The organism is Pseudooceanicola profundus, from assembly GCF_054919315.1.
The window spans coordinates 1,815,229-1,828,683 of record NZ_CM142898.1 but is presented as its reverse complement, the minus strand read 5'-3'; the positions used below and the strand labels follow the sequence as shown (position 1 = coordinate 1,828,683).

Annotated in this window: 9 protein-coding genes and 1 tRNA gene; 5 read left to right on the top strand and 5 right to left on the bottom strand. The window is 68.3% G+C overall.

What is annotated here, in order from left to right:
* Positions 1-2: 2 nt before the first annotated feature.
* On the bottom strand, positions 3-1,463 hold the full coding sequence (locus ACX9MO_RS08375; RefSeq protein WP_462214195.1) for a Na+/H+ antiporter NhaC family protein: 1,461 nt from the start codon (positions 1,461-1,463) through the stop codon (positions 3-5).
* A gap of 331 nt (positions 1,464-1,794) precedes the next feature.
* Here ACX9MO_RS08375 and ACX9MO_RS08370 point away from each other — a divergent pair, with 331 nt between their 5' ends.
* From ACX9MO_RS08370 to ACX9MO_RS08350, 5 genes are all read left to right on the top strand, one after another.
* Positions 1,795-3,237 carry a YfcC family protein gene (locus tag ACX9MO_RS08370; RefSeq protein ID WP_462214194.1) on the top strand — a complete coding sequence of 481 codons (1,443 nt, stop codon included), beginning with the start codon at positions 1,795-1,797 and terminating at the stop codon, positions 3,235-3,237.
* A gap of 85 nt (positions 3,238-3,322) precedes the next feature.
* Positions 3,323-4,546 (top strand): arginine deiminase, encoded by a 1,224-nt coding sequence (locus ACX9MO_RS08365; protein WP_222490758.1) that lies wholly within the window; start codon positions 3,323-3,325, stop codon positions 4,544-4,546.
* A gap of 71 nt (positions 4,547-4,617) precedes the next feature.
* A complete protein-coding gene (locus ACX9MO_RS08360) occupies positions 4,618-5,616 on the top strand; it encodes an ornithine carbamoyltransferase (RefSeq protein ID WP_462214193.1) in 999 nt (332 codons plus the stop codon).
* A gap of 3 nt (positions 5,617-5,619) precedes the next feature.
* Positions 5,620-6,555 carry a carbamate kinase gene (arcC, locus tag ACX9MO_RS08355; protein WP_462214192.1) on the top strand — a complete coding sequence of 312 codons (936 nt, stop codon included), beginning with the start codon at positions 5,620-5,622 and terminating at the stop codon, positions 6,553-6,555.
* A 51-nt stretch (positions 6,556-6,606) separates the two neighbouring features.
* On the top strand, positions 6,607-9,348 hold the full coding sequence (locus tag ACX9MO_RS08350) for a cation-translocating P-type ATPase (RefSeq protein ID WP_462214191.1): 2,742 nt from the start codon (positions 6,607-6,609) through the stop codon (positions 9,346-9,348).
* An 85-nt stretch (positions 9,349-9,433) separates the two neighbouring features.
* On the opposite strand, the gene ACX9MO_RS08345 is transcribed toward ACX9MO_RS08350, so the two are convergent.
* The 4 genes from ACX9MO_RS08345 to ACX9MO_RS08330 all read right to left on the bottom strand — a co-directional run bounded on the left by ACX9MO_RS08345 (position 9,434) and on the right by ACX9MO_RS08330 (position 13,415).
* A tRNA-Thr gene (locus ACX9MO_RS08345) sits at positions 9,434-9,509 on the bottom strand.
* 76 nt (positions 9,510-9,585) lie between these two features.
* Positions 9,586-11,172 carry a heme biosynthesis HemY N-terminal domain-containing protein gene (locus ACX9MO_RS08340; RefSeq protein ID WP_462214190.1) on the bottom strand — a complete coding sequence of 529 codons (1,587 nt, stop codon included), beginning with the start codon at positions 11,170-11,172 and terminating at the stop codon, positions 9,586-9,588.
* A 13-nt stretch (positions 11,173-11,185) separates the two neighbouring features.
* Entirely contained in the window at positions 11,186-12,628 is a 1,443-nt protein-coding gene (locus ACX9MO_RS08335; protein WP_462214189.1) for a COG4223 family protein, read from the bottom strand.
* 49 nt (positions 12,629-12,677) lie between these two features.
* On the bottom strand, positions 12,678-13,415 hold the full coding sequence (locus tag ACX9MO_RS08330; RefSeq protein ID WP_462214188.1) for a uroporphyrinogen-III synthase: 738 nt from the start codon (positions 13,413-13,415) through the stop codon (positions 12,678-12,680).
* Between the last annotated feature and the right edge of the window lie 40 nt (positions 13,416-13,455).

The following is a 13,455-nucleotide window of genomic DNA, read 5'->3' as shown; positions in this document are numbered from 1 at the left end:
CCTCAGGCCACCGGGTCGCGCTTGATCATGCGCCAGCCGAGGAATCCGAAGGCCACGGTCACCAGCGGGTTGAACAGGTTGAAGAAGGCGAAGGGCAGGTAGTTCACCGTCGCCACCCCCAGCGTCGCGGCCATGTAGGCGCCGCAGCTGTTCCACGGCACCAGCGCACTGGTCACGGTGGAGGAATCCCCCACCGCGCGGGACAGGACGACCGGGGCGAGGTTCATGCGCTGGAACGCGCGCTGGAACAGCTTTCCGGGCAGGACGATGGCGATGTACTGATCCGAGGCGAGCGCATTGGTCCCGATCCCCGTCACCACCAGCGCGAGGACCAGCCGCCCGGTCGTCCGGGCGGCGCGCAGCACCGGGGCCAGCACCCGGTCGAGCACGCCGATGTGGTCGACGATGCCCCCGAAGGCGAGGGCCGCGAGGATCAGCCAGATGGTGATCAGCATGCTCTCCATCCCGCCCCGGCTGAGCAGCTGGTCGAGCGCCGGGATCCCAGTCTCGGAATGGTAGCCGATGGCCAGCGCGGTCCAGACCCCCTTGAGCAGGGCGAGGGCCTGCGGCAGGTCGCCGCCCTGCGCCACGGCCAGCACGTTGCCGGGATTGATGAGCACCGCGACCACGCCCCCGGCCAAGGCGCCGATGAAGATCGTCAGGAAGGGCGAGACCCGCCCGACGGCCATCCCCAGCACGAGGACCAGTGGCACGAAGGGCACGAGGCCGACGTTGAAATCCGCCGCCAGCCGGTCGGTGATCGGGGAGGCATCGAACTCTCCCGGTTCGCCCAGCATCCAGAACAGCGCAAGCGCGATCAGCAGCGAGGGCACCGAGGTCCAGAGCGTCTCGACGATATGCGCATAGAGGTTCGAACCCGCCGCCGCGGTGGCGAGGTTGGTCGAATCCGACAGCGGCGAGGACTTGTCGCCGAAATAGGCCCCCGAGATGATCGCCCCGGCGGTGATCGCCGGGCTCAGCCCCATCTGGACCGAGACACCCATCAGCCCGATCCCCAGCGTGCCCGCCACGGTCCACGAACTGCCGATGCAGAGCGCCGTGGCGGCGCAGATCAGGACGACCGTGAAATAGAAATAGTCGGGCGAGAGGATCTTGAGGCCCCAGTAGACCATGGCGACCAAGGTGCCGCTCATGGCCCATGTGCCGATCAGCGCCCCGACCGCCAGCAGGATGAAGAGCGCGGGCAGCCCGGTGGTGACGCTGGCCATGGCGGCCTCGCGCATGTCCTCCATGTCGTGGCCGCAGACATGGCCGACCGCCAGTGCCACCACCCCAGCCAGCATCAGCGCGATCTGGTTCGGCCCGGTCGCCGCGGCGTCGCCATAGAGCCCGTAGGCCCCGGCGAGCAGGACGACCAGCGCGCAGATCGGCAGCAGGGCGAGCGGCATGGACGGCGGCTGCGGGCCGGGCGACTCACCCGTCTGTGGATCGGGCTGGCTCACGGGGCGTCCCTCCTACCTGCTGTCCGGGTGCGACCAGACGTCACTTGGAAACCAAACACTCACCTCGTCGGGCAGGCCCCTGCCGCAGCGGCCTCAAAGCCGCCTGAGACCCGCCGCACGGAAGAGAAATTCACGGGACTTTCAATGCGGTTAGCATTGATAAGACGCCCCCGCACCGGGCTGACCCTGCCGCTTTCCCCAAGCCTATACCTTCATTCGAATTTTCCGAATTAAAAATTTAGCGCCGTGCCGGGTCGCATGTTAACGTTTCTTTAATCTCGATTTTCATTCCGAAGTCCGTGTTTCAAGTGTTGTGTTAACGAGGTCGGAAATGTCCAAATTCCGGTTCCCCACCGCGTTCACGATCCTTTTCGTACTGATCGCCGTGGTGGCAGGTCTGACGTGGATCATCCCCGCCGGCTCATACGACCGCCAGATGAACGAGGCCCTCGGCGTCGAGGCCCCGGTACCCGGCACCTACCAGCAGGTCGAACCGAACCCGCAGGGGATCACCGACGTGATCCTCGCCCCGATCGCGGGAATGTATGATCCCGGGCTGCTCGGCTCCTCGTCCTCCGCCGCGATCGACGTCGCCTTCTTCGTGCTGATCATCGGCGGCTTCCTCATGGTGGTGACCCGCACCGGGGCCATCGACGCGGGCATCGGCGCGCTGCTGGCGCGGCTGCGGGGGCGGGAACACCTGATGATCCCGATCCTGATGCTGGCCTTTGCCTTCGGCGGCACCACCTACGGCATGGCCGAGGAGACGCTGGCCTTCTACGCGCTGATCATCCCGGTCTTCATCCGCGCCGGCTATGACAGTCTGACCGGGGTCGCGGTGATCATGCTGGGCGCCGGGATCGGCACGCTGGGCTCCACCTTCAATGCCTTCGCGACGGTCGTCGCCTCGCAGGGGGCGGGTATCGCCTTCACACAGGGGATCGTCCTGCGGCTGGTGATCCTCGCGGTCTGCCTCGCGGTGGGGATCGTCTACGTCCTGCGCTACGCGAAGAAGGTCAAGGCGACGCCCGAGGCCTCCCTCGTGGCCGACATGGCCGAGGAGAACCGCAGCCATTTCCTCAAGTCCGCCGAGACCGAGGGCGAGACCCTGCCCGAGCTGACGCCGATCCGGGCGACGATCCTCGCGCTCTTCGGCCTGACCTTCGTGGTGATGATCGTGGGGGTCGTGGGGCTCGACTGGTGGATGGGCGAGATGGCGGGCCTGTTCCTCGCCATGTCCGTCGTGGTCTGGATCGTGGCGAAGTTCGACGCGGCGACCGCCATGGACGAGAAGACCTTCGTCGACACCTTCGTGGATGGCGCGCGCGACCTGCTGGGCGTGGCGCTGATCATCGGCGTCGCCCGGGGCGTCGTGGTCATCATGGATGCCGGGCTGATCACCGACACGATCCTGCAGTCCGCCGAGGGCGCGGTGTCGGGCCTGAGCGAGATGCTCTTCATCAACGCGATGTTCGGCATCCAGATCCTGATGTCCTTCCTCGTGCCCTCCTCTTCCGGGCTGGCCACCCTGACCATGCCGATCATGGCCCCGATGGCGGATTTCGCCGGCGTCGGCCGGGACCTCGTGGTGACGGCCTACCAGTCGGCGAACGGGCTGGTGAACCTCTTCAACCCCACCTTCGCGGTGGTGATGGGCGGGTTGGCGATCGGCCGCGTGTCCTTCGACCGCTGGCTGCGCTTCGTGCTGCCGCTGGTGATCGGGCTGGCCCTCCTCATCATGGTTCTGCTGAGCATCGGCGCGATCCTCAGCTGATCCCGCCCGCGGCATCCCCACCCGCGGGCCGCAGACCGTGGCCCGCCGGACGTTCCACAGATGGACCACAGATGGAGACCCGACGATGGAATTTGGTGTTCACTCCGAGGTCGGCACCCTGCGCAAGGTCATGGTGTCCCGGCCCTCGCTGGCGCATGAGCGCCTGACGCCGCGCAACTGCCACGAGCTGCTCTTCGACGATGTGCTCTGGGTCGAGCAGGCCCGCCGCGACCATGCGGAATTCGTCAGCCAGATGCGGCAGCGCGGGGTCGAGGTCTTCGACATCCAGGACCTGCTTGCAGAGGCGCTCGACAAGACCAGCGACGCCCGGCCCTTCCTGCTCGACCGGTTGATCACGCCCAACCTCTGCGGTCCGGGCCTCGCACGCTACATGCGGCCCTGGCTGGATACGCTGGATGGCAAGGCGCTGGCCCGGCAGCTGATGGGCGGGATCATCGTGACCGACCTGCCGGATGCCGACATGCAGGCGCAGGCGCGCACCACCATGGCGCATACGGATTTCATCATCCCCGCCGTGCCCAACGCGCAGTTCCAGCGCGATCCATCCTGCTGGATCTACAAGGGCGTGACTGTGAACCCGATGTTCTGGCCCGCGCGGCGGCCCGAGACGCTGTTCCAGCGCACGGTCTACAAGTTCCACCCGATGTTCCGCGAGGCCGATTTCTCGATCTGGTGGGGCGACAGCGACGAGAACTTCCAGTCCGCCTCGGTCGAGGGCGGAGACGTCATGCCGATCGGCAATGGCACCGTCTTCATCGGCATGGGCGAACGCACCACCCGTCAGGCGGTGACCCAGCTGGCGCAGGCGCTCTTCGATCAGGGCGGGGCCGAGCGCGTGGTCGCCTGCGTCATGCCCAAGTCGCGCGCGGCGATGCACCTCGACACGGTGTTCTCCTGCCTCGACCGCGACAAGGTCACCGCCTTCATGGAGGTGGCGCAGGAGATCCGCTGCTTCTCGGGGCGGCCCGACGGCAAGGGCGGCACCGCGATCACCGAGGAGCCCGGCTCGATCTTCGATGTCTACAAGGAGGTCATGGGCCTCGACGATCTGAAGATCATCGCCACCGGCGGCAACGAGTTCCAGGCCGAGCGCGAGCAGTGGGATGACGGCAACAACGTCGTGGCGCTCTCGCCCGGGGTGGTGGTGGGCTACTCCCGCAACACCTTCACCAACCGCAGGCTCCGCGAGGCCGGGGTCGAGGTGATCGAGATCAACGGACAGGAACTGGGCCGGGGCCGCGGCGGCGGCCACTGCATGACCTGCCCCCTGCTGCGCGATCCGGTCTGACCCCGCGCCCGTCCACGCCGCAGACACTCCCCGGACACGTCCAAGTCAATCCACAGGATACGGAGGCCATCATGGCGCTCAATCTCAGAGGAAGAAGCTACCTCAACATCGCCGACTTCACCCAGCGGGAGATGCTCTTCCTGCTTGACCTCGCGCGCGACCTGAAGCGGGCGAAATATTCCCGCAGCGAAAGCAAGGCCCTGCAGGACAAGAACATCTGCCTGATCTTCGAGAAGACCTCGACCCGGACGCGCTGCGCCTTCGAGGTGGCGGCCCATGATCAGGGGGCGCATATCACCTACCTCGATCCCTCGGGCAGCCAGATCGGGCACAAGGAATCGATGAAGGACACCGCCCGGGTGCTGGGCCGGATGTTCGACGCGATCGAATTCCGCGGCGCCGGGCAGGACATGGTGCAGCAGCTGGCCGACTACGCCGGCGTGCCGGTCTACAACGGCCTGACCGACGACTGGCACCCGACGCAGATGTTGGCGGACATGCTGACGATGGTCGAACACGCCGACAAGCCGCGCACCCAGATCGCCTATGCCTACGTCGGCGATGCGCGCAACAACATGGGCAACTCGCTTCTGATCCTCGGCGCGATGATGGGCATGGACGTGCGCATGATCGCCCCGACGGAAAACCAGAACGAGCCGCATATCCTCGAGATGGCGCAGGACTGGGCCCGCCAGACCGGCGCGCGGATCACCATCACCGATGACCTCTCGGCCGTGGAGGGCGTCGATTTCGTCCACACCGATGTCTGGGTCTCGATGGGCGAGCCGGCCGAGGTCTGGGCCAGCCGGATCGAGCTGCTCATGCCCTATCAGGTCAACATGGCGTTGATGCAGAAATGCGCCAATCCGCACGTGAAGTTCATGCATTGCCTGCCCGCATTCCACAACACCGAGACAAAGGTCGGCGCCGACATCGCCGCCAAGTTCGGCATCACCGAGATGGAAGTGACCGAGGAGGTCTTCGAAAGCCCGATGAACATCGCCTTCGAGCAGGCCGAGAACCGGATGCACACGATCAAGGCCATCCTCGTGGCCACGCTGGGGGCCTGAGAGATGCGCATCCTCGTGGCCCTCGGGGGCAACGCGCTGCTGCGGCGCGGGCAGGCGCTGACCGCGGAGAACCAGCGCGAGAACGTGCGCATCGCCGCGCAGGCGCTGGCCCCGCTGGCGGAGGGCAACGACCTCGTCGTGACCCATGGCAACGGCCCGCAGGTCGGGCTGCTGGCCCTGCAGGAGGCCGCCTATACCGAGGTCGAGGCCTATCCTCTCGACGTGCTGGTGGGCGAGACCATGGGCATGATCGGCTACATGATCGAGCAGGAGATGGGCAACCTGCTGCCCTTCGACACGCCGCTCGCCACCGTGCTGACCATGGTCGAGGTCGACCCCGCGGACCCGGCCTTCAGCGACCCGACCAAGTTCATCGGGCCGGTCTACTCGGAGGAGGTGGCCCGGAAGAACGCGGCGGAAAAGGGCTGGTCCATCAAGCCCGACGGCGCGGCGTGGCGCCGTGTCGTGCCCTCGCCCAGGCCGAAGCGCATCTTCGAGGTCCGGCCGATCCGCTGGATGCTGGATCAGGGCGCGGTGGTGATCGCGGCGGGCGGCGGCGGCATTCCCACCGCCTATGACCGCGAGGGGCATCTGACCGGCGTGGAATGCGTGATCGACAAGGATTTCTGCTCGGCCCTGCTCGCCGCAGAGATCGGCGCCCATGTCTTCGTCGTGGCCACGGACGCCGAGGCGGTCTTCCTCGACTGGGGAACGCCCAATCAGACGGCAATCCGCCGCGCCACGCCCGACATGATGGACGCCTATGACTTCCCAGCCGGCTCCATGGGGCCCAAGGTGGAGGCAGCGCAGATGTTTGCGCGCGCCAGCGGCGGCCGGGCGGTGATCTGCGCCCTGCCCGACATCGCGGCCGCCCTCAGGGGCGAGACCGGCACGACCATTTCCTCCGAGGTGGAGGAACTGGCTCTCGTCCGCGCCTAGACGCGGCTTCCGACGACGAAGGCTCCGACGACAGCGACGGCAAGAGGCACGATGACGGACCCCAGAGACCACAGCGCACCCGGCGCGCCCGCCGCCCCGGCCCCCCCCTGGGCCCAGTCGGAGGCAGAGGTGACCACGGCCCTGCAAAGCGACGCGGGCAGCGGCCTGACAACGGCAGAGGCCGCCGCGCGCCTTGCCCGTCACGGGCCGAACCGGCTGGCCGAGAGCCAGCAGGCCTCCGTCCTCGCGCTGCTCCTCGAACAGCTGCGCAATCCGCTGCTTGTGATCCTTCTCCTCGGCGCGGTCATCTCGCTTCTGACGGGCCATATGGTCGACGCGGTGGCGATCTTCGTCATCGTCGTGCTGAACGCCCTGATCAGCTTCTACCAGGAGTTCAACGCCGCCCGCTCCCTCGCCGCCCTGCGTGAGCTCGCCGCTCCCATCGCCTGGGTCCGGCGCGACGGCACATGGGCCGAGATCCCCGCCTCCGAGATCGTGCCGGGCGACCTGCTGCGCTTCAAGGCGGGTGACATCCTCGCCGCCGACCTGCGCCTCACGCAGGCGGCACGGCTGGCGGTGGACGAGGCCGCGCTGACCGGGGAATCCGAACCCGTCGACAAGCACACCCACGCGATTCCCGATCCTGACCTGACCCTCGCGGACCGGCTCAACATGGGTTTCATGTCCACCAAGGTCACCACCGGCACCGGCGAAGGGCTGGTCACCGCCACCGGGATGCAGACCGAGGTCGGCCATATCGCGCATATGATGGCCACCACGGCAGAGCCGAAAACCCCGCTTCAGACCCGGATCGACAAGCTCTCGAAGGTGCTGATCGGGGCGGCGCTCGGCGTGGTGGCGATCGTCATCGGCATCGGCATCTTCCATGGCATGACCCTGACCGAGATGCTGAGCACCGGCATCTCGCTCTCCGTTGCCGCGATCCCCGAGGGGCTGCCGACGGTGGTGACCATCGTCCTCACCCTCGGCTCGCAGCGGATGGTGCAGAACCATGCACTCGCGCGGAAACTCTCGGCGGTCGAGACCCTCGGCACCACCTCGGTGATCTGCTCCGACAAGACCGGCACGCTGACCCAGAACCAGATGCAGGTGATGCGGTGCTGGGCCGGCGGCAAGACATGGCAGGTGAGCGGCGAAGGCTTCGCCCCCAAGGGGGCCTTCGTCGGGCCCGACGGGGCCGAGGCGGTGCTGGCCGAGGAGGAGGACCTGCGGCACATGCTGGAGGTCTCGGTCTACTGCAACGACGCGGTGCTGATCGAGGAGGATGGCCGCCCGGCGATCCAGGGCAACCCGACGGACGGGGCGCTCGTGGTCGCGGGCGCCAAGCTGGGCCTCACCCGCGCCGGGCTGGCGGAGGACCATGTCGAAACCCTGCAGGCCTTCCCCTTCGACTCCACCCGCAAGATGATGAGCCTTCACGTCCGCATGCCGGACGGGCGCAAGCTTCTGGTGGCCAAGGGCGCGCCCGACGTGATCCTGTCGCGCGCCACGGGTGTCGTGATGGGGGGCGAGGTGCTGCCGCTGGATGACGCCCGCCGGGCCGAGATGGAGGCGGTGATCGCGGGCTTCGGCGCCGATGCGCTGCGCACGCTGGCCGTCGCCTTCCGCCCGGCGGAGGACGGCACCCTCGACACCGCCAACCCGGAACAGGACATCGTCCTCCTCGGCATCCACGGGATCATGGACCCGCCCCGCCCCGAGGTCCGCGACGCCGTCGCCGCCGCCACCTCTGCCGGTATCCGCACGGTGATGATCACCGGCGATCATGCGATCACCGCGCAGGCCATCGCCGAGCAGATCGGCATCCGCACCCGGCCCGAGCAGACCGTCCACAGCGGCTCCGAGATCGATAGCCTCGACGATGCACAACTGCGCGAGGCCTGTCGCCACGCCGCCGTCTTTGCCCGCGTCACGCCAGAGCACAAGCTGCGCATCGTCAGCGCCATGCAGGCCAATGGCGAGGTCGCGGCAATGACCGGCGACGGGGTGAACGACGCCCCTGCCCTGCGCACCGCCGACATCGGCGTGGCCATGGGGATCACCGGCACCTCGGTCGCCAAGGACAGCGCCGCTCTGGTGCTGCTGGACGACAATTTCTCGACCATCGTGGGGGCCGTGCGCGAGGGGCGCCGGATCTACGACAACCTGCTGAAGTTCGTGCGCCAGGCGCTTACCTCGAACGTGGCAGAGGTCTCGACCATCCTCTTCGCCTTCCTGCTCATGGGGGCCGATCCGCTGACGCCGCTCACGCCGCTGATGATCCTCTGGGTCAACCTCGTGTCCGACGGGATCCCGGCGCTGGCGCTCGGCTTCGAGGAGGCCGAACCCGACGTGATGGAGCGCGCGCCCCGTCCCCGCGACCAGGACCTCTTTGCCGATGGCCTGAAGGAGCGCATCGTGATCCGCGGCCTCGCCGTGGGCGGGATCAGCTACTACGTCTTCCAGCGCGGCCTCGCGCTCGACGGCGGGCCCGCATTGGCGCAGACCATGGCCTTTGTCACGATCATGTTCGCGCAGTTGTGGCATATCTTCGATGCGCGCACGACCTCGACCCTGTTCCGCAAGTCGCCCTTCGGCAACCCGAGGCTGCTGATGGCGGTGGGGCTGTCGCTGCTGCTTTCGGCGCTCGCGGTCTACAGCGGCTTCGGGCACTACGTCCTCGGCACGCAGTCACTGCCCGGGCATATCCTGCTGGGCTGCGCCTGCATCGCCGCGCTGCCGACCTTCCTGCTGTCGGGGCTGAAAGAAGTCTTCGGGCTGCGCTTCCTCTAGGCCCCAGCCGCGCGACGGGACCCCGGTGCGCGGCAAGACGGGCCATCGGGCGTGGTCGTCGGCATGTTCGGGAGGGTGGGAAGAGTGGTGCCGCTGAAGGGACTCGAACCCCCGACCCCATCATTACGAATGACGTGCTCTACCAGCTGAGCTACAGCGGCACTCTTCTCTTCGAAGGGCCGGTAACGGCCCCTCGTGGGGCGGGGCTATAGCACCCCGCCGGAGGTTGGAAAAGGGCTATTTTGCCTTCTCGTCGCCGGGCTTGCCGTCGGCCGCAGCCGTGCCCTCCGGGGGCAGGATCTCGGCATCGGGCACGCCGTCGTCATCCTTGGCCGTCTCCTTGGCCGCGGCGGGTGTCGCCTCGGGCGCGGGCTCGGCGGCAGGCGGGGTCGGAATCTCCGGCTCGACCGGCTGGGCGACGGGCACGGGCGCGGGGGCCTCTTCGTCGATCTTGCCTACGATCATCGGCAGCATCTCGAAGCCCATGGGCGCGCCGTATTCGCCGCTGCCCGCGTCACGCCAGGCCAGCGTGTCGAAGGCCCCGCAGCTGTTGCAGACCGGCGTCCAGTGGCTGTGCACCTGGTGGCAGTTCTCGCAGACCCACTGCGGGCCGCGCGGCGCGGCGATGGCGCGGGTCAGCCAGCCCTTCACGATGGCATCGGTCGAGCCCTCGCCGCGTTCGATGGCCGCCATGACGGTCAGCACGCGGGCATCGGGGCTCTCGGCCACCAGATCGCCAAGCGCGCGACGGGCCTCGGGGAAGTCCTCGGCGGCGATGTTCAGCTCCGCCTTGAGCAAGCGGGTCTCGCGGTGCTCGGGGTGGGACTTCAGCAGCGGCGCAAAGCGCTTGAGCCGGGCCTTGGGCGTCTCCTCCGGCTCGATCGAGGCGAAGGCCGCGGCGAGGTCGGGATGCGGCAGCGCCTCCCAGGCCTTGCGCAGCACGCGCGCGGCATGGCGCTTGTTACCCTTGTCGAGGTAGCCCTGCGCCGCCATGACGGCGGCCGGGATCAGGTCGGGCGACAGGCGGTTCGCCTCGATGGCAGCCTCGCGGGACTCGATCGAGGCGCCTTCCTCGAACACGCCCTTGGCCTCGGACAGCGCGAGGACGGCATCGCGGCGGCGGTGCACGTCGCGGGGCAGGGAGCCATGACGCAGCTTGGCGTTCAGGGTCGCGCGGGCGCCCTTCCAGTCAGCGTTCTGGGCCTGCAGCTTGAGCAGCGTGTCCTGCACCTCGACATGGGCGGGCTTGAGGGCAAAGGCCTTCTGCGCCAGCTGCATCGCGGTGTCGGTGTCGCCCTCGGCCAGCTTCTGCTTCATCAGCCCGCGCACGCCGACGAAGCGGGTGCGCTCGTTCGTGAGCAGGGTCTTGTAGGCGGCTTCGGCCCGGCGCTTGTCACCGGTGTACTCGGCGGCCTGAGAGGTGAGCAGGGCGCTCAGCTCGGGCCGGTCGAGGTACTTCTGCGCCTTGTTCGCCTTGGCCATGGCCAGGCGCCCCTCGCCGGAGGCCAGCGCGATCATCCCGTCGGACAGCGCCTGGTAGCCCTTGCGCTCGCGATTGCGGTCGAAATAGCGCGACAGCGCCGTCTCGTCGCCGTTGATGAAGCGCAGCACCGCGATCAGCAGGCCGAAGAGCTTGAGGAACAGCCAGACCGCGAAGATCAGCAGGATCGCGGCGATGACCGACTTCAGCGGCGTCAGGTTGAATTCGTACCCGCCGAAGGCGATGCGCACCCCGCCGTCCATTTCCAGCAGGTATCCGGCGCCCAGGGTGGCAGCCGCCACCATCAGGACGAAAACGACAATCTTGATCAGTGACCAGAGCATTCGCTGGAGTTCCTTATTGGCTTTGCGTTTGGTCGGCCAGAAGCGCCTCTGCCGCGGCGAGGGCCTCGGCCCGTTCCGTGGCGCGGGCGGTCCAGTCGGCCATGGCGGCCTTGGCCGGGTCCGGCAGGGTGTCGATCTCGGCCAGGGCGTCCTGCAGACGGCCGTCGCGCAGGGCGGCCTCGGCACGGGACAGCACCGCATCGGCGTCATCGCCATCGCGGGCGGTCAGAGACCGGGCGCCGAGCTGGGTCTTGAGGAAGTCCCCGATCGAGCTGGTGCCCTCGCCGGTGGCCATGCGCACGTCGGCCAGGGCATCGCGGGCGGCATCGGGATAGCTGTCGATCAGCGCGCCCAGCGTGGTCACGCCGGATTGCGCCGGACCGGAGAGCGCGGCCGGGATCTCCACACCGTTGGCGCCGAGGCCCTGCAGCACGTTGGCATAGGGCGCGCCGTTGTCGATGGCCGAGAGCACCTGCGAGATGCCTGCGCGGATCGAGGATTGCTGCGCATCCTCGGCGGCGGCGGCCTCTTTCTGCTGCGCCTCGGTGATCAGCGCCTCGACCTCGGCCCGCTGGTCCTGCATCGCCTGCTGCAAGCGGGCCAGTTCGTCCTCGTAGGCCTGGATCGCCGCTTCGGAGACGCCCTCGGAAATCGGGCGTTTCTCAAGCTCGGTGATCTTGGCGGCCTGCTCGCCCAGCTGGCCTTCCAGCGCGGCGATCCGCTCGGAGGCGGCGCTGGCGGCGGCCTGCGCCTCGGAGGCCGTGGCTTCGACACCGCTGATGTCGGGGCCCACTTCCATGGCGGCGTTCAGATCGTCCAGCACGCGCTGCTGCGCATCGAGACGCTGGTTCAGCGCATCGATCGCCTCGTCGCTGGAGCCGAAGGGCGCCATGCCGGCATTCTCGAGGTAGAGCGCGAGGCCGAAGCCCAGACCAGCCGCGACGATGCCACCGACCATGATCGGGACGAAGCCGCCCTTCTTCTGGACGATGGTCGTGCCGGCGGGGGCGAGCGGCGGCTCGGCCGAGGTGCGCTCCGTCGCGATGGGATCGGCGGGCGGGGCGACGGGCTCCTCGGTTGCGGAGGTCTCTGCGGCGTCGTCTCCGGATGCGGAGCTCTCGGCACCGGACTCTTCCGCCTTGGCCCACGGGGCAGGTGCCGGCTCCCCGTCACGGAGGGGCTCATCCTGCGCGATGACCGGGGCGTCGTCGTCCACGCCAGCATCGGTCTTGGGATTGGAGATGCCGATGTCCTCGGGCAGCGTCAGCTCGGACGCGGCGGAGGTCTCGGCCTCCTCGGGACTGGTGGACTCGGGCGTCGCGTCGGGCGCGGGCGTTTCCGCGCGCTCCTCGGTTGGGGTTCCCTCGGTGGTGCCGTCGTCGGGCGTCACACCTTCCGGCGTGAGCTTCTCTTCGGAACCATCCGTCTGGGCGGAGGAGTCTTTCTTCTTCGCCACGGTCTCTCCTTTCGATTCTGCCCGGCCCTCACGGGCGTCAAGGCTGACCTTACTGTGGGGCCTCCCGCCCCTCAACCCGCCGGGCGGCGCGGTAAAGCGCCGCCATGGCCTCCATCATGGACGCGGCATCAGGTCTCAATGCAATGGCGCACTTTGTCATCTGACATGCCCCCAAGGCCCTGACCACCGCCACGCTCATCGCCGCGACATAAAGCGGCGCTTTTCCGCGCGGTTCTGCTTCAAATAGGGCAGCGCTGCGCGGCGAAAAGAGAGGCAGCACAACCGGGGTGTTCCCCGCGAGCAAGACCCGCGCCTCCCGAGAGAGTGGCTGCGCCTCCTGATCGTAGAGCGCCACGCCCCGTGCGGACAGACCTTCGGCCACCAACCGTTCGACGAGGTTCCCGCGCACGTTGACGCCATGGACATGGAGAAGACCGCCCCGGAGACCGCCCTCCCGCGCCTTTGCGATCAGCGCCGTGCCAAGGGCCTCGACATCGCCGCCAAGCGCGTCGGCCGCGTGACCCGCCTCCCGCGCAGCGGCGGCGGTTGCCTCGCCCACGGTATAGGCGGGCAGGGGCGGCCCGCCGCAGGCGGCCCAGCTCCGCACGCCGTTGCGCGAGGTGAAGACAAGCCGTTCTACGCCGCCCGGATCGGGCAGGGCGCCCGTGACGACAATACGTTGCAGCGGAGAGATCACGACCGGCGCCTCCGGCCAGAGCGCTGCCAATTGCGCCGCCATGACGCGGGCGTCCTCGGCGGGGCGGGTCAGCAGGAAGGCGGGCTTCATGGCGCGGTCGCGGTTGTTTGTGGACAGATCCGGTGTTACC

Coding starts and splice junctions, on each gene's coding strand:
- ACX9MO_RS08330 (WP_462214188.1), bottom strand. CDS start 13,415: ATGAAGCCCGCCTTCCTGCTGACCCGCCCCGCCGAGGACGCCCGCGTC.
- arcC (WP_462214192.1), top strand. CDS start 5,620: ATGCGCATCCTCGTGGCCCTCGGGGGCAACGCGCTGCTGCGGCGCGGG.
- ACX9MO_RS08340 (WP_462214190.1), bottom strand. CDS start 11,172: ATGCTCTGGTCACTGATCAAGATTGTCGTTTTCGTCCTGATGGTGGCG.
- ACX9MO_RS08370 (WP_462214194.1), top strand. CDS start 1,795: ATGTCCAAATTCCGGTTCCCCACCGCGTTCACGATCCTTTTCGTACTG.
- ACX9MO_RS08365 (WP_222490758.1), top strand. CDS start 3,323: ATGGAATTTGGTGTTCACTCCGAGGTCGGCACCCTGCGCAAGGTCATG.
- ACX9MO_RS08350 (WP_462214191.1), top strand. CDS start 6,607: ATGACGGACCCCAGAGACCACAGCGCACCCGGCGCGCCCGCCGCCCCG.
- ACX9MO_RS08360 (WP_462214193.1), top strand. CDS start 4,618: ATGGCGCTCAATCTCAGAGGAAGAAGCTACCTCAACATCGCCGACTTC.